This window comes from Pseudomonas sp. SK2, assembly GCF_016772395.1.
GTDB lineage: Bacteria > Pseudomonadota > Gammaproteobacteria > Pseudomonadales > Pseudomonadaceae > Aquipseudomonas > Aquipseudomonas taiwanensis.
On sequence record NZ_CP061944.1, the window covers coordinates 3,744,666 to 3,759,750 of the forward strand.

The window sequence follows — 15,085 nt, forward strand, 5'->3', positions numbered from 1 at the left end:
GCCAGGACTCGTCACCTCGACGATGAGGTGAGGCGCGTCCGGTGCAAGGCAAACCAGTCGCAGTGAGGGCGGACCTCAGTCGAGCAGCGACCAGTCCAGCGCGGTGCCCCGCTTGAGGGGTTGCCGGGCCTTGCGCCCGAGCACCGCATCGAGATGGCCAGGCGCCAGCCCGAGACCCGGACGGATGGCCCGGACATTGCTGCGATCGAACACCTCGCCAGCGGCCATGTCGCGCACCACGTACAGCGAACGCCGGAATCGCCGCGAAGCTTCCTCGGCCGCTGTCGCGCCATAGTGCACCCGCCCAAGCGACTGCCAGGCACGTTCGGTTTCCAGCACCAGCGCCGCCATTTCCCGAGGCTCCAGGGAAAACGCCGCGTCCACACCGCCGTCGGCACGGTCGAGGGTAAAGTGCTTCTCCACCACCGTAGCCCCCAGCGCCACCGCCGCCACCGCCACGCCGACGCCCATGGAGTGGTCCGACAAACCAACCTGGCAGCCGAACAGCTCGCGCATGTGTGGGATGGTCAGCACGTTGCTGTTCTGCGGGCTAGCCGGATAGGTACTGGTGCATTTGAGCAATACCAGGTCACGGCAGCCCGCCTCTCGCGCCACCTGCACGGTGCGCTCGAGCTCCGCCAGGCTGGCCATGCCTGTGGAGATGATCATCGGTTTGCCGGTGGCCGCCACCTTGCGGATCAGCGGCAGGTCAGTGTTCTCGAAGCTGGCGATCTTGTAGGCCGGCACCTCGAGGCCTTCCAGAAAATCCACCGAGGTTTCGTCGAACGGCGTGGAGAAGACCAGCAATCCCAGTTCACGAGCGCGCTCGAAGATCGGCCGGTGCCACTCCCAGGGGGTATGGGCCTTTTCGTACAGCGCATAGAGCGAAGAGCCATCCCACAGGCTGTTCGGGTCGGCGATGAAGAACTCGCCATGGGCCAGGTCCAGGGTCATGGTGTCGGCAGTGTAGGTCTGCAGTTTCAGCGCATGGGCACCCGCCGCCGCCGCCGCCTCGACGATCTCCAGCGCGCGCGCCAGCGACTGATTGTGATTGCCGCTCATTTCCGCGATCACCAGCGGCGGCTGGTCCAGACCGACACAACGGTGCCCGATAGTGAAACTGTTCATGGGTTACTCCTGGAAAACCCGCTCGAACGCGCAGGGAGACTGCACGTAGCCAGCATCGATGAATAATTGCAATGATGCCTGATTGTCGGGCAACACCTGAGCGTCTATCGCCTTCAAGTCTGGCCACCGTTCACGCACGAAAGCCTCGCCACGGGCGAGCAGCGCCCTGCCCCAGCCCAGGCCGAAACGCCCTGCGAACAGGTACAGCGATACCCGTGCGCGTCGCCCCGGCAAGCGGTCGTAGCGCACACTTCCCACTGGCCCGTCGGCTGCCTCTGCGATCAACAGCAGGCGTTGCGGATCGGCCAGCGTCGCGGCCAGCCAGGCCTGATGACCTGGCCAGTCCAATGCCTGTCCCTGCTGCGAACGGCGCCGCACCTCGGGGGCGTTACGCCCGTCGAACAACACCCGAGCATCTTCGATCCGGCCCTGACGCAACACCAGCCCCTCACCCAGCAAGGCCACAGCCATTCGCTGCGCCCCCCGCCCATCGACCAATGCGCGACTGCGTTCAGCGAAGCTCTGGCGCAGGGCCTGATTATCCAGCAGTAAGCCAATCGCTTGACGCAGCGCCGGCACATCGACGTGCGCGGCGTCGCCCAGATACAAGTGCATGCCCGCCCGAGCCATCGCCTGTGCATTGGCTCGCTGATTGTCCGCCACGCTCACGCACAGGCTCGGCAAGCCCAACGCGGCGCGCTCCCAGGTCGTACCACCACCGGCGCCGATGAATACGTCCGACGCGGCCATCCGCGCCGGCAGATCGTCGACGTAGGCGTGCAGCTCCCAACCGGGGCGCATGCTGCACAGCTGGGCAAGCATCCCGCGCTGCGGGTGCCCGAGCCCGGCGATACACGTCACTTGCACGTCTTCGATGCAGGACAGCGCCTGCAAGGTCTTGGGCAGCATACCCGCCACATCGAATCCGCCGAAGCTGACCAACACTCGCCGGGCCTGGGGCGCGATCGTAATCGCCGGCTGCTGCAAGGCTGGCCGTACCAGTGCGTACCGTGGCCCCAGCAAACGTCGGCAGGTCGGTGTCAACAAGGGAGCGTAAAGCGCCTCGCTAGCGTTGAAATTCTGATCCAGCAGCAGGTCGGCCACGTGGGCGCGGTCGGCCAGGTCGTCGATCACCGCGACGCGCTGGGCCACTACCCGGGCAGCCTGCTCCCACCGCGCATCCAGGGCATAGTGGTCGACAACCACCCAATCGAATCCAGCGCGCTCCGGCAACACCTCGCGCAGCGCGGCGATATCCGCCGCCCAAGGCTCGACGCCAGGCTGTTGCGGAGGCTGCTCCCAGGCAAAGACCTCGAAGCCTTCCTGTTCAATGGCCTCCCGCCGATGACCGTCGAGCAGGCAGCAGGCAAAACTGACCTGCGCTCCCCGCTCACGCAGGGCGTTGGCCAAGGTCAGGCAACGTGCTATGTGACCGACACCCATCGTCGAGGAGGCGTCCGCCCTCACCAGCACCCTCATGGGGCCAGCTCCCCGCCGGCCTTCAGCGCCGCATAGAGGTATTGCGCGCGCAGCCAGTCATCCTCGGTATCGATGTCTTGAACCAGATGCCGCGGAATGATCACCGGCAAGCTGCGCTCGGAATACAGCACCTCGTGCCGCAACCAGGCATCCACACGCCCCCAGTAGAACTGTCCGGCATCCTGGTAAGCCGGCGTCAGGTCCTGCGATCGGGTTTCACGGAACTGCGGGTACAACGGCACCAGCGCCCCCTGATCGTCCAGGGTCAGCGCCCGTTGGACGGGAAAGCCGAAATTGCATACTGAAAAGGCGAAGGAGCGCTCGGGGTGCTGCCGCAGCAATGCCAGCCCCTCTTGCAGGTAGCGCTGCTGCACGAAAGGTGCGGTGGCGTAGATGCAACACGCATGGGTCAGGACGTGCCCCTGGCTTGCCAGGGTCTGTAGGGCATGGCTGACCACGGCATGGGTAGTCGCATGGTCGTCGGCCAGGGAAGCCGGCCGCCGAAACGGCACCTGTGCGCCAAATTCCCGTGCCACCGCTTCGATTTCCGGATCGTCGGTACTGACCACTACTTGTTCGAACAGGCCACTGGACAGTGCTGCCCGGATCGAGTGGGCAATGATCGGCAACCCGGCGAAGGTCTTGAGGTTCTTGCGCGGGATCCGCTTGCTGCCACCGCGAGCGGGAATGATCGCGACATTACCTTGCGGACGCTCAGTCATACGCATTGGCCCTGGACGCGTCAAGCAGCCTGTACAGGCTGTCGACCACATGGTCCTGCTGAGCATCGGTCAGGTCCGGGTACATCGGCAGGCTAAGGGCCTCCGCGTAATAGCGTTCGGCCTGCGGGAAGTCCCCCAGGCTGAAACCCAAATCGCGGTAATACGGCTGCAAGTGAATGGGGATGTAATGCAGGTTGACCCCAACCCCCGCGGCCCGCATGCCCTCGAACACCGCTCGATGCGAACACTGCAGACGATCACTCTTCAGACGAATCACGAACAGGTGCCAGGCGGACTCGGCTTCCGCCTGGGGCGCCTGGACAGTCACCGGCAAGTGCGCCAGCAGACGCTGATAGCGAGACGCCAGCTCGCGGCGACGGGCAAGGAACGCATCGAGTCGCGTCAGCTGGGAAAGCCCCAGAGCGGCTTGTAGGTCGGTAATGCGGTAATTGAACCCCAGCTCCAGTTGCTGGTAGTACCAACTGCCGTGGCTCTCCTCGGTCATCTGGCTGGCGTCACGGGTGATCCCATGGCTGCGCAGCAAGCGCAAGCGCTGGCCCAGGTCGGCTCGATTGGTAAGGACCATGCCGCCTTCGGCCGTGGTGATGATCTTCACCGGGTGAAAACTAAACACCGTCATGTCGGCAAATTCGCCGCAGCCAACCGGCGCCCCCGCATAGCGCGCACCGACTGCATGGGCCGCATCCTCGATCAGGGTGAAACCATACTGCCGGGCCAGCGCCGCGATCGCACGCATGTCGGCGCTTTGCCCGGCGAACGCCACCGCGACCACGACCTTGGGCAAGCGCCGTTCCCGGGCAGCCTGCTCGAGCTTGACCGCCAGTGCTCCGGCATCGATCGTCCAGGTGTACGGGTCGATGTCGACGAAGTCGACGCTGGCCCCGCAATAGCGACCACAGTTCGCCGACGCGACGAAACTGATGGGGCTGGTCCACAAATAGTCACCGTCTCCCAGACCTGCGGCGAGACAGGCCAGGTGCAAGCCGGCGGTGGCGTTGCACACCGCCACCGCGTAGCCCGCAGCACAGCGCTGCGCGATAGCCTGCTCGAAGCGCTCGATCAGCGGGCCTTGGGTCAGCCAGTCGGACTGCAGCACCTCGACGACCGCGGCAACATCCGCCTGGTCGATGTTCTGCCGGCCATAGGGAATCATGCTGGCAATCCGGCATGCAGGTCGGTCAGTTGCTCCACGGTCAGGAAAGCGGGGTTGGTGTCGGAGCGATACTCGAAGTCTTCAGCAACCCAGCGACCGGTTTCACCGACGCGGTCGACAGCGAAATCGACATCCATATGGTTGAAGCGAATCGACGGCACGATGGTGAAATGATCGCCAAATTCGAGGGTCATCCGCGCATCGTCCAAGGGGATCATCAATTCGTGCAGCTTCTCGCCCGGACGGATGCCAACCACATTCTGCGGCAGGTGCCCGGCCATGCCGCTGGCCAGGTCGACGATGCGAATGGAGGGAATCTTGGGCACGAACACTTCGCCGCCGTGCATGCGGGCAAAGCTGTCGAGCACGAATTGCACGCCATGGTCCAGCGTGATCCAGAAACGCGTCATGCGAGGGTCGGTGATCGGCAGCTCGCGGGCGCCCTCCTCGATCAAACGCTTGAAGAACGGCACCACCGAGCCCCGCGAGCCGGCGACGTTGCCGTAGCGAACCACCGCGAAACGGGTGTCCTGCTGCCCAGCGAAATTGTTGGCGGCCACGAACAGTTTGTCCGACAGCAGCTTGGTCGCGCCATACAGGTTGATAGGGCTAGCGGCCTTGTCGGTGGACAGCGCGACGACTTTCTGAACACCGTTCTCGATCGCGGCGGCGATGATGTTCTCGGCACCATTGACGTTGGTACGGATGCACTCGGTGGGGTTGTACTCGGCAGCAGGTACATGCTTGAGCGCCGCGGCATGAACGACATAGTCGATGCCGCGCATGGCCTGACGCACACGCTCGGCATCGCGCACATCGCCCAGGAAGTAACGCATGCACGGCGCATTGAAGCGCTGCTGCATCTCGTACTGCTTCAGTTCGTCCCGGGAGAACACCACGACGCGTCGCGGCCGGTAACGCTCAAGCAGCCGTTCGATGAAGCGACGCCCGAACGAACCGGTTCCCCCGGAAATGAAAATGGACTTGTCGTCGAACATACCTGGATCCTAGGTTGGGCGCCCTCGTCTGACGAGGTCACCCGGTTGCAGTGTCAGGCCAGGCGCACAGCGTACATATTTCTGACTCGCGCCCCCTATGATCCAGCCCGAAGCAAGATGCAGGCCAGCCCCATGGGGGCGCGAGATCAGCCGACCAAGCCAGCCCAGTCCAGCGCCGCCTTATCCAGGGCAAGGTCCGTGCCTTGGATACCACCCTGCCATTGCGCCGACCATTTGGCGCGCAAGGCCGCCAGTGCCACCTCATCCTCTACGAGCGTGCCTGGGTGGATCACCTGGACCTGCGGTGTCCACACCGTCAGCAGGCCGGCTGCGGCGGCTTTCAGACACAGGTCGACATCACCGTGAGCGTGGGCGAAGACCGCCTCGTCCAGGCCTTCCAGGGCGCGAAAGACTTCGCTACGAATCATCAGGCAGCTCGCCGAGACTGCCGGACAGTTCTGCTCGACCGACAGCCGGTTCAGGTAGCCACCGGCCTCTGCGGACTCGCCGGCGAAGGCTGGCACAACCCTACCTTCAGCCTCCAGCCGCAGGCCGGCCTGGCTGAGCTTGCCAGAAGCATCGAGCAATTTGCCGCCGACCACGCCCACTTCCGGACGCTGCGCCTGGTTCAGCAGGGCCTCGATCCAGTTGGCGTTTACCACCTCGGCATCGGCCGCCAGCAGCACCAGGTACTCGCCCTTGGCCTCGGCACAGGCCGCATTGCACAGGGCGGCGGGGCTCAGGCGCTCGGCACTTTGCAGCACGCGCACCTTGCCACCGCCTTGCTGAAGCTGCGCCAGCCAATCCAGCAACCCTGGCGATTGGCTGGCGTTGTCGGCGATCAGCACTTCGTAACGCAGGTACCGGGTACGCTGCAGGATGCTTTCCAGGCAACGCTGGAGCTCGGCAAAGTTGTCCTGGCTCTGCAGCACGATGCTCACCAGCGGTCGCTCGATGTGACGGTAATCGATACGCAGGGTACCCACGCTCGGAGTGCTGACCTGGGCCTTGTAGCCACGGGTCGCCAGATGCCGGACCAGAGTCTGGCGCGCATGTTCGTTGTCGCTGGCATTCGGCACCGGGGTGATCAGCAGTGGCTCGTCGAGGTGGGCCAGGCCATTGAGGCCGCCCTGCTCGATCAAGCGCAACAGCAGGTCGAACTCCAGGGCGTCTCGGTACTGGTTGTCAAAGCCACCGGCTTCCACCAACGCTTCGCGGCGCAGCAACCAGTGACGCGCCATCAGCGCAGGATTTGTCTGCAGCAGGTCAAGGTTGACCCCAGGGCGCCGCAGTTCACGCCAGGCTCCATTGGCCTGTTGCTGGATCTCGTCCACCGCGACAGCACGGCAATCCGGCGCGTTCAATAGTTCGAGGCTCGCGCGCAAGAGGCCAGTGGCGGTGAAACGATCACCAGCCTCGGCCAGCAGCAGCCATTCGCAGGCGGTCTGTCGGGCGATCTGGTTGATCCGCTCGACATAGTCTTCACGGCTGACCTTGATGAAATGCAGGGTGTTGTGCAGCGAGGTGACCATCGGTGGTTCGCCGGTGGTGAACACCATGATCCGGAATGCGTTGCTCAAGCCCCCCAGCAAGCTGTCGAAGGTTTCCTGCAGCCTGGACATATCGTTTTCCAGGTCCAGCAGCAGAATGCCGAACTGCGGCCCGCCCTGGTGCAGCGCCAAATGCTCGTTGATTGCCCTCAGCGCCGCTGCGTCGGGCTTGCGCGCCTCCAGCCAATCGAGCAGGCGCCCCGAGCGCATGTTGCCAAGCAACTCTCGCCCTGACTGCTTCGACACCTGCAAAAGACGCATCAGCCAGGCCGCGAACAGCTCCGCCTCTTCGACCTCACCGGACGCTCGCAGCTGCTCGACCAGTCTCTGAATGACCTTGCGGTTAAATCCGTTGCATTCCAGCGCCTGCCACAAGCGCCCCTTGAGGGTGGCCTGGGTATCGCCGTCCTGCACTTGGAGCAGATATTCCTGACGCAACAACAAGCCCTCGAGCTGCTCCAATTGCAGACGCCCGGCAGGCATGGCGTGAACCAGGAATTCCAGCTCGGTCAGGCGATCGAAGAACGCCTGGTTGTAGAAAGGCATCTCCACATATTGCGATGGCAGGAAGCTACGCACTGGCGGCTTCAGCGGATCGGCCCAGCTGGAGGTCCACACCTTTTCCAAAGTCAGCGCCCGGCGCTGGAACAGGCTCTGGGCCATGGCCGCGAAGCTGTCCAGGGCGTGCTGGCGCAACGCCTCGCGGCTCAGTCCTTCAATGGCCGTCGGCAGACCGGCGAGGAAGTCGGCGAATGCTTCACGCCCAGCCACCGACTTGGCGTCGGTGAAACTGAGCACGTGGATCACTTCGGTCTTGTGCTCGGAGCTGCCGTAGTTGGCCTCGCGCACGGCATAGGGAACCGGAAGGATCCGCGCCTTGGCGTTGGCCAGCAAGAAGTACACATGACCGATCTCCTGCCATTCGAAGCTGGTGCCCTCGGGCAGCAGTTCGAACCAGCGGCGCAGCAGCTCGGTGCGGGTCACGGCAAAGAACGGCGGAATGAACTCGTCCATGTAGTCCATCACCCGCTGTTCCGCACGCGGGTGGCCGTAGTCCTCGCTGACCTTCTTGTCCCGGCGGAAGTAATTGATGCGGGTGGCCTCTGCCAGGTACATCATGCTGTAGCCATGGCACATCCCGTAGTCCGGGTTGGCGTCGAGAAAATCTAGCGATTGGTTCAGGCCGTCCTGTAGCAGGAAGTCGTCGTCGGCGGCGAAGGCCATGTAAGGCGTGCGTACCAGGCTCACGCCATGGGTCAGCTTGGCCTGGAAGCCCAGGTACGAGTACTGCGGCAGGTGCAGGTACTCGACACCCGGGAACTGTGCAGCGATAGCCGCGGCAGACTCGGTAGAGGAATCGAGCACGAGGATCGAGCACGGATAGCTGCTGTAGTACTGCAACGTGCGGTGCAGGAATACCGGACGGTTGTGGGTCATCAGCACCAGTGTGAATCGCTCGCGCAGCGTGGCTGCCTGGTCTGCTGCGAAATTGCCTTGCATAGTCTTCACCACCATTGGCGTTGCCGCCGAAGAAATCGAACCCTGTTGAATGTCTCAGCGAACCCGGCGCAGGTAGCCGTCCGGCGCCACGGTCACCAACAGCTTGTTCTGCAGCTGATAGTCGATCTCGAAGCTGTCGTTGCCCTTGAGGTATTCCCAGACCGCGGTCTTGGGGTTATCACCGTGGCCCCATGGGCGATCGGGGAAGAAATCGGCCGGCATGTCCTCGACCACGGTGTCCATCACCACGCAGTAGCTGCCCACGGCCACCAGTGGCGCGTACAGCTCAAGCTCCTTGAGCACGTGTTCGTGGGTGTGGTTGGAGTCGAGCACCAGGATCACCTTCTTGCCTTCGGCAATGGCCTTGACCTGCTCGGCGATGGCAGCATCGATGCTGGACCCTTCGATCATGCGCACGCGCTTGCTCATCGGGTGCGCCTCGATAGCCTCGCGGTTGTGCGGGCGGATATCGATGTCGATGCCCAGCACCTCACCGTGGCCCTGCAGTTCCAGCAGCGAGGCGTAGTAGAGAATCGAACCACCGTGGGCGATACCGCATTCGATGATCAGGTCAGGCTTCACCTGCCAGACAATCTCCTGCATCGCCATCATGTCCTGGGGCAACTGGATGATGGGCCGGCCCATCCACGAAAAGTGGTAGCTGTACTTGTGCGCGGCAGACTTGTTAAAGAAGTCGCGGGACAGCTGCTGCAGCTCCTTGTCTTCACCCTGGGCGGCAATTTGCGCGTTGCATTCGGCTTCGAAGGCTTGGATAGGCGTGTCGGTCATTGTGCTTCACTCGGTTGGCAGGTCAGTGAAATCGGCGCTGTCGACGGCGTGATAGACGAAACGATCGTCGGTCATGCGGCGGATTTCTTCGAGGTAGTTGGAATTCATCACGAACAGCTGCGCGCCCTGCGGCAGGGCCGCGAGCGCCTCCTGCGGCGAGGACACCCGCGCCCCGCTCAGGGGCAGATAGCGGCCTTGCTTGGCCGGGTTGATGTCGATCACCCAGTCCACCGGCGCGCCGGCGCGCTGCAGGAACAGCGAATAGATCACGCCCTTGGACGAGGCGCCCCAGATCGCCGAGCCACGCTGGCCATCGCGCTGCACGATGTGCACGGCGCGCTCCAGGCTGGCGCTGAAGTCGGCAGGCAGCGTCAGCCTGGGCACCGGTTCAAGATCGGTACGCAGGCTGGCAAGGTCGGCCACGATGTACAGGTACTGGCCGTCGAACAGGTGGCCGGCTTCGGCGACGTTACCGAACAGACGGCGCAGATCGCTTAGGCGGAAATAGTTGACGTGCTCGTAGAACAGGTCGAACCAGGCCTTGTGCTCGATGATCCAGTCCAGGCACGGCACTTCGATGTAGATCTGTCCCGCCCCGCCATTGGCCTCGGCAATCGCCACGAGGAAGGACACTGGGTCTTCGATGTGTTCGAGCACATGGCGCAGCACGATGGCGTCGGCCGAGCGGTTCAGCTCACGGGTGAACGGGGCCTTGACCACGTCCGGGTTGTCGCCTTCGTAGGCTGGGTCAATGCCGGTGACGGCATAGCCGCGTTCGCGCAGCAACTCCAGGAACCAGCCCTTGCCGCAACCGACTTCGATCAGGCTCTGGCCCTTGAAGTAGCGGGCGATGACGCCTTCCACGTCGTCCAGGTGGCGCTGGAAACGCGCCGAGTGAGCCTGCTCGTTCTGGTAGTCACTGTCGTAGCTGAGCCGGTCTGCCTCGAAGGCGTCGTTATAGACCAAACCCGTACGGCTGTCCTGCACGAGGCGCATGTCGGCACTGGCCGAGGCGCGTGCCGACTCGGCATCGGCGAAGGTGCGGTTCTGCAGCACCGGCAGGCCAGTGGCGCGGTACAACTCATGCTTCATCACAAGCTCCCAGCTGGGCCCGCAACCGACGGGCATCGCCCCAGAACGCCATCGGTTCGTGGGCCGGATAAGGGTAGTGCCCCAGGTTCAGCGCCATGTGTGCACCACGGCGGGCGATATGGGTCTCGACCAGCGTGCGAACCGATATCGGCTGACCACTACAGCAATTGACCACACCGCTGAAATCACTCTGGCCAAGCAACTCGGCCATGTAGCCGACGGCGGTCTCGATGGGCAGGAAATCGCGCAACTGCTCACCGCCCGACATATCGAAGCGCGCAAGCCCGTCATCGATGGCCCGGTCCAGCGCCGCCAGCAGGCTGCTGGGGTTCTGCCCTTCGCCGAACAGGTAGAACAGCCGAACCCACTGCAAAGCGAAGGGCTGCTGCCGGGCCAGGCTTTCCAGGAACAGGCGCAGGCTGTGCTTGGCCAGCCCGTAGGGGTTGGCCGGCTGGCACGGCAGCGACTCATGCAGCGCACCGTTTTGCAGGCCGTATTCAAAACAGGTACCCGTGACCTGGACCCGGGCAACCCCGCGCTGAACCACGCGCTGGATAAAGCCATAGTCAGCCATCAGGTTGTGCTCGAAGTGAAACAACCCCTGGTAATTAGGCAACCCAGGCCAAGCCAGGTGCACCAATGCGTCGACACCGTCGCACAGCGCGTCGATCGGCAGTTGCGGGTCATGGATATCGGCGCTGACGAACTCGACTTGGTCGAACCACGCCATCGTCCGGGCGATTTCCGGTCTGCGCGCGACGGCGCGCACCTGATGCCCGCGAGCCAGAAGTGCACTGACCAGATGCCGGCCAACGAAACCGGTGGCCCCTGTGACAAGCACGTTCAAGGCACTCACAGGATGGTCAGCTCCGGCACGGCGATGACAAACCGCCCACCCCATTCATGGACTTGCGCCTGCTGCTCGCTGATCTCCTTGAGCAGGTTCCAGGGCAGTACCAGCACGTAATCGGGCTGTTCGATGGCCAGGCGCTCAGGGGCAACCACTGGAATCCGACTACCTGGCAGGAACTTGCCCTGCTTGTGCGGGTTGGCGTCGGCGACCCAGGCCAGCAGATCAGGCTTGACCCCGGCGTAGTTGAACAAGGTATTGCCCTTGGCAGCTGCGCCATAGCCGACCACGCGCTTGCCTTCGGCCTTGGCCTGCAGCAGGAAGCGCAACAGCTGGTGCTTGATGCGTTCGGCCGCAGGCGCCAGGGTGCTGTAGAACGCCGCCGTACTCACACCCACACCCGCCTCGATGCCGAGCAGGTCATCGACGCTGGGCTGGCGCACCTGCGGGCCACCAGCGCGCTGCGCGAACACGCGCAGCGAACCGCCATGGGTGGGCAGTTCGCTGACATCGAAGATCTCAAGGCCGTTGCGCGCGCACAAGGTATTCACCGCAGTCAGCGACAGGTACGAATAGTGCTCGTGGTACAGGGTGTCGAACTGATGCTCGGCCATCAGGCAGAGCAGGTGTGGAAACTCGAAAGTGGCCACGCCGCCTGGCTTGAGCAGGGTGGCGAAACCGCTCAGGAAATCGTTGATGTCCGGCACATGGGCCAACACGTTGTTGGCTGCCATGAGGTCGGCCGACCAGCCTTCCTTGACCAGCTCGCGGGCGGCTTGCTGGCCGAAGAACACTTCACGGATCTCCAGCCCCTTGTCGCGTGCTGCCTGGGCAGTGCTGCGGGTGGGTTCCACACCCAGGCAAGGAATGCCGCGCTCGGCTACATATTGCAGCAGATAACCATCGTTGGCGGCGATTTCCACTACACGGCTGTGCGTGGTCAGCCCAAAGCGCTCGACCATCTGCCCCACGTAGTCGCGGGCATGAGCAAGCCAGGAGCTCGAATAGGAGCTGAAATAGGCGTAGTCGGCATCGAACAATGCATCGGCGCGTGTGTAATCCTCGGTCTGCACCAGCCAGCACTGCTCGCACACCGCCACTTTCAACGGCACCCAGGCCTCGGCCGCGGCCAACTGCTCGGCGCGCAGGTAGGCATTGGACGGCGGCGCGGTGCCAAGGTCGATCAGGGGCAGGCTCAGGCAGGTACCACAGCCACGGCAGTTCATGGACATACTCCGGTGAACGATGGGGTCAGCCAGGGGTGCTCGGCATCCCTGGCTGACAGATTCTTGACAGGCAGCGGCCAGGCGATGGCCAGTTTCGGATCGTGCACCGACAACCCGCCTTCGCGTCCTGGCGCATAGTCGGCGCTGTGCAGGTAAAGCAGTTCGGCTTCCTCGCTCAGCACCTGGAAGCCATGGGCAAAGCCCGCTGGGATCAACAGGCTGCGGCCATCGCCGGCACGCAGGTGCTCGGCGTGCCACTGCAGGAAGGTGGGCGAACCCTGGCGCAGGTCCACGGCCACGTCCCAGACTTCACCGCGCAGGCAGGTGATCAGTTTGGCTTCCGGGGTATCGCCAAGCTGGTAGTGGAGGCCACGTACGCTGCCCTGACCGAGGGTGTGCGAGTGGTTGATCTGACGCACCTGGAACGGTGTGCCCAGCTCGCCCAGGCTGGTTTCGCAGAACAGCCTGGCGAACTGGCCACGCGCGTCGCCATGACGCTTGTGCTGGACGCTGAACAGGCCGTCGAGGGGCAAGGCTTGCAGTCGCAGATCAGTCACGACAGCTCCGCATACAGGTTCAGCTGGTCGAGGGTGAAGGCACGCATGTTTTCGCCGCGCTGCCAGGCAAGGTGCCAGTCGAGGGTGTGACCAAGGCACTCGCGCAACGTCCAGCGCGTGCGCCACCCCAGCACCTGGCGGGCGCGGGAGCTGTCCAGGCGCAGCAGGCCGGCCTCGTGCAGCTCGCTCGGCTCCACCTGCAGCCCAGGCGCTTCGGGCCATTGGCGGGCAAGGTAATTGACCACTTCGCCAACGCTGCACATGTCCTGCTCGCCTGGCCCGAAGTTCCAGGCGCCAGCATAGGCCGGGCCTTCCTGGTACAGGCGCTCGGCCAGAAGCAGGTAGCCGGCCAGTGGCTCCAGCGCGTGCTGCCAGGGGCGCACGGCGTGGGGATAGCGCAGGGTTACCGGCTCACCTGCTGACCAAGCCTTCAGCACATCGGGGACCAAGCGGTCGGCGGCGAAATCGCCACCGCCCAACACGTTACCGGCGCGGGCGGTCGCCAGGGCCAGGCCGTGTTCGGCGTGCTTGGCCGCCGGGAAGAACGAGGCGGCATAGGATTGTGCCAGCAGCTCGCAGCAGGCTTTGCTGCTGCTGTAGGGGTCGTGCCCGCCGAGGGCTTCGTTCTCGCGGTACGGCCACGGCCATTCCTGGTTGGCGTAGACCTTGTCGGTGGTCACCAGCACGCAGGCGCGCACTCCACCAACCTGGCGCACGGCTTCCAGCAGGTTGAGGGTGCCCATGACATTGCTGGAATAGGTGCCCAGCGGGTCCCGGTAGGCTTCGCGCACCAGCGGCTGCGCCGCCAGATGCAGGACGATTTCAGGCTGCACTTCGGCCACGACTTCAAGCAACGCCGCCAAGTCACGCAGGTCGCCGCGCACATCAGTGATATCGCTGCCGACCCGGGCCAACTCGAACAGACTGGGTTCGCTGCCAGGGTCCAGGGCGAAACCCGTGACCTGCGCGCCCAGCTCACGCAGCCAGAGCGCAAGCCAACTGCCCTTGAAGCCGGTGTGACCGGTCAGCAGGACACGCTTGCCCTGCCAGAACGCTGGGTTCAGGCCCACTGTTTCCATGGTGCCTCCCCGTTCTGCCAGAGGTGTTCCAAGTGGTTCTTGTCGCGCAACGTATCCATCGGATGCCAAAAGCCATCGTGCTGGAAGGCGTGCAACTGCGACTCGGCAGCCAGCCGCGCGAGCGGTTCGGATTCCCAGGAGGTCTGGTCATCGGCGATGTAGCCAAGCACCTTGGGCGAGAGCACGAAGAAGCCACCGTTGATCCAGCCGCCGTCGCCACGGGGCTTCTCGACGAAACCGCTGACCCGGTCGCCATCGCGCGCCAGTGCACCATAGCGTCCTGGGGGCTGTACGGCGGTGACGGTGGCCAGCTTGCCGTGGGCCAGGTGGAAATCGACCAGGGCGCCGATATTCAGGTCCGAGACGCCGTCACCATAGGTGAAGCAGAACGCTTCTTCGCCCTCCAGGTAGCGCGCTGCGCGGCGCAGGCGACCACCGGTCATGGTCTCCTCACCGGTGTCGACCAGGGTGACCCGCCATGGCTCGCTGTAGTTCTGGTGTACGTCCATGCGGTTGGCGCGCATGTCGAAGGTGACGTCCGAGGTGTGCAGGAAGTAGTTGGCGAAGAAATCCTTGATCGCGTACCCCTTGTAGCCCAGGCAGATCACGAAATCGTGGATGCCGTGGGCCGAGTACTGCTTCATGATGTGCCAGAGAATTGGCTTTCCACCGATCTCGATCATGGGCTTTGGCTTGAGGTGGGACTCTTCGCTGATACGCGTGCCCAGTCCACCCGCCAGAATTACCGCCTTCATGTAGTCCCCTCTTGTTCGTCACCGGCCATGGGTCGTGTGGCTGCACGATTTATGGCGATATGACGGGGGACTTGCAGGAAACGCGCCAAATGGCGTCTTTCACCCTAGGCTCCGTGTGGAAAGTCTTGAGACGAAGCCCAGGCAAGGCGAAAACAGCCGAGGAAGCGGAGTTTACGGGTTGTAAAT

13 protein-coding genes are annotated in these 15,085 nt (G+C 63.8%); all 13 read right to left on the reverse strand.

What is annotated here, in order from left to right:
• Positions 1 to 75: 75 nt before the first annotated feature.
• Complete coding sequence (pseI, locus tag IF103_RS16775; protein ID WP_023381542.1) at positions 76 to 1,128, reverse strand: pseudaminic acid synthase; 1,053 nt, start codon at positions 1,126 to 1,128, stop codon at positions 76 to 78.
• A 3-nt stretch (positions 1,129 to 1,131) separates the two neighbouring features.
• Positions 1,132 to 2,607, reverse strand: a complete 1,476-nt coding sequence (pseG, locus tag IF103_RS16780; RefSeq protein ID WP_027908236.1) for a UDP-2,4-diacetamido-2,4,6-trideoxy-beta-L-altropyranose hydrolase — start codon at positions 2,605 to 2,607, stop codon at positions 1,132 to 1,134.
• Positions 2,604 to 3,329, reverse strand: coding sequence for a pseudaminic acid cytidylyltransferase (pseF, locus tag IF103_RS16785; RefSeq protein WP_023381544.1), 726 nt, complete (start codon positions 3,327 to 3,329; stop codon positions 2,604 to 2,606). The genes pseG and pseF overlap by 4 nt, the downstream gene beginning before the upstream one ends.
• The gene (gene pseC, locus IF103_RS16790) at positions 3,322 to 4,503 is read right to left on the reverse strand and encodes a UDP-4-amino-4,6-dideoxy-N-acetyl-beta-L-altrosamine transaminase (protein ID WP_023381545.1); all 1,182 of its coding nucleotides are present in this window, start codon (positions 4,501 to 4,503) and stop codon (positions 3,322 to 3,324) included. The genes pseF and pseC overlap by 8 nt, the downstream gene beginning before the upstream one ends.
• On the reverse strand, positions 4,500 to 5,501 hold the full coding sequence (gene pseB, locus IF103_RS16795; protein WP_023381546.1) for a UDP-N-acetylglucosamine 4,6-dehydratase (inverting): 1,002 nt from the start codon (positions 5,499 to 5,501) through the stop codon (positions 4,500 to 4,502). The genes pseC and pseB overlap by 4 nt, the downstream gene beginning before the upstream one ends.
• 146 nt (positions 5,502 to 5,647) lie before the next feature.
• On the reverse strand, positions 5,648 to 8,551 hold the full coding sequence (locus IF103_RS16800) for a TIGR00180 family glycosyltransferase (protein WP_202675500.1): 2,904 nt from the start codon (positions 8,549 to 8,551) through the stop codon (positions 5,648 to 5,650).
• Between the two features lie 54 nt (positions 8,552 to 8,605).
• Positions 8,606 to 9,340 carry a cephalosporin hydroxylase family protein gene (locus IF103_RS16805; RefSeq protein ID WP_023381548.1) on the reverse strand — a complete coding sequence of 245 codons (735 nt, stop codon included), beginning with the start codon at positions 9,338 to 9,340 and terminating at the stop codon, positions 8,606 to 8,608.
• Positions 9,341 to 9,346: 6 nt separating this feature from the next.
• Positions 9,347 to 10,432 carry a class I SAM-dependent methyltransferase gene (locus IF103_RS16810; RefSeq protein ID WP_023381549.1) on the reverse strand — a complete coding sequence of 362 codons (1,086 nt, stop codon included), beginning with the start codon at positions 10,430 to 10,432 and terminating at the stop codon, positions 9,347 to 9,349.
• Positions 10,422 to 11,279, reverse strand: a complete 858-nt coding sequence (locus IF103_RS16815; RefSeq protein WP_202676175.1) for an NAD-dependent epimerase/dehydratase family protein — start codon at positions 11,277 to 11,279, stop codon at positions 10,422 to 10,424. The genes IF103_RS16810 and IF103_RS16815 overlap by 11 nt, the downstream gene beginning before the upstream one ends.
• A 5-nt stretch (positions 11,280 to 11,284) precedes the next feature.
• On the reverse strand, positions 11,285 to 12,508 hold the full coding sequence (locus tag IF103_RS16820) for a class I SAM-dependent methyltransferase (protein ID WP_027908231.1): 1,224 nt from the start codon (positions 12,506 to 12,508) through the stop codon (positions 11,285 to 11,287).
• Positions 12,505 to 13,065, reverse strand: a complete 561-nt coding sequence (locus IF103_RS16825; RefSeq protein WP_023381552.1) for a dTDP-4-dehydrorhamnose 3,5-epimerase family protein — start codon at positions 13,063 to 13,065, stop codon at positions 12,505 to 12,507. The genes IF103_RS16820 and IF103_RS16825 overlap by 4 nt, the downstream gene beginning before the upstream one ends.
• Positions 13,062 to 14,144, reverse strand: a complete 1,083-nt coding sequence (rfbG, locus tag IF103_RS16830; RefSeq protein WP_023381553.1) for a CDP-glucose 4,6-dehydratase — start codon at positions 14,142 to 14,144, stop codon at positions 13,062 to 13,064. Before rfbG ends, IF103_RS16825 begins: the two co-directional genes overlap by 4 nt.
• On the reverse strand, positions 14,126 to 14,899 hold the full coding sequence (gene rfbF / locus IF103_RS16835; protein WP_023381554.1) for a glucose-1-phosphate cytidylyltransferase: 774 nt from the start codon (positions 14,897 to 14,899) through the stop codon (positions 14,126 to 14,128). The genes rfbG and rfbF overlap by 19 nt, the downstream gene beginning before the upstream one ends.
• Between the last annotated feature and the right edge of the window lie 186 nt (positions 14,900 to 15,085).

Excerpts from the sequence above, each read along its gene's own strand:
- rfbG (WP_023381553.1), bottom strand. The coding sequence starts at position 14,144 with ATGGAAACAGTGGGCCTGAACCCAGCGTTCTGGCAGGGCAAGCGTGTC.
- rfbF (WP_023381554.1), bottom strand. The coding sequence starts at position 14,899 with ATGAAGGCGGTAATTCTGGCGGGTGGACTGGGCACGCGTATCAGCGAA.
- IF103_RS16810 (WP_023381549.1), bottom strand. The coding sequence starts at position 10,432 with ATGAAGCATGAGTTGTACCGCGCCACTGGCCTGCCGGTGCTGCAGAAC.
- IF103_RS16805 (WP_023381548.1), bottom strand. The coding sequence starts at position 9,340 with ATGACCGACACGCCTATCCAAGCCTTCGAAGCCGAATGCAACGCGCAA.
- IF103_RS16820 (WP_027908231.1), bottom strand. The coding sequence starts at position 12,508 with ATGAACTGCCGTGGCTGTGGTACCTGCCTGAGCCTGCCCCTGATCGAC.
- IF103_RS16800 (WP_202675500.1), bottom strand. The coding sequence starts at position 8,551 with ATGCAAGGCAATTTCGCAGCAGACCAGGCAGCCACGCTGCGCGAGCGA.
- pseG (WP_027908236.1), bottom strand. The coding sequence starts at position 2,607 with ATGAGGGTGCTGGTGAGGGCGGACGCCTCCTCGACGATGGGTGTCGGT.
- pseB (WP_023381546.1), bottom strand. The coding sequence starts at position 5,501 with ATGTTCGACGACAAGTCCATTTTCATTTCCGGGGGAACCGGTTCGTTC.
- pseF (WP_023381544.1), bottom strand. The coding sequence starts at position 3,329 with ATGACTGAGCGTCCGCAAGGTAATGTCGCGATCATTCCCGCTCGCGGT.
- pseC (WP_023381545.1), bottom strand. The coding sequence starts at position 4,503 with ATGATTCCCTATGGCCGGCAGAACATCGACCAGGCGGATGTTGCCGCG.
- pseI (WP_023381542.1), bottom strand. The coding sequence starts at position 1,128 with ATGAACAGTTTCACTATCGGGCACCGTTGTGTCGGTCTGGACCAGCCG.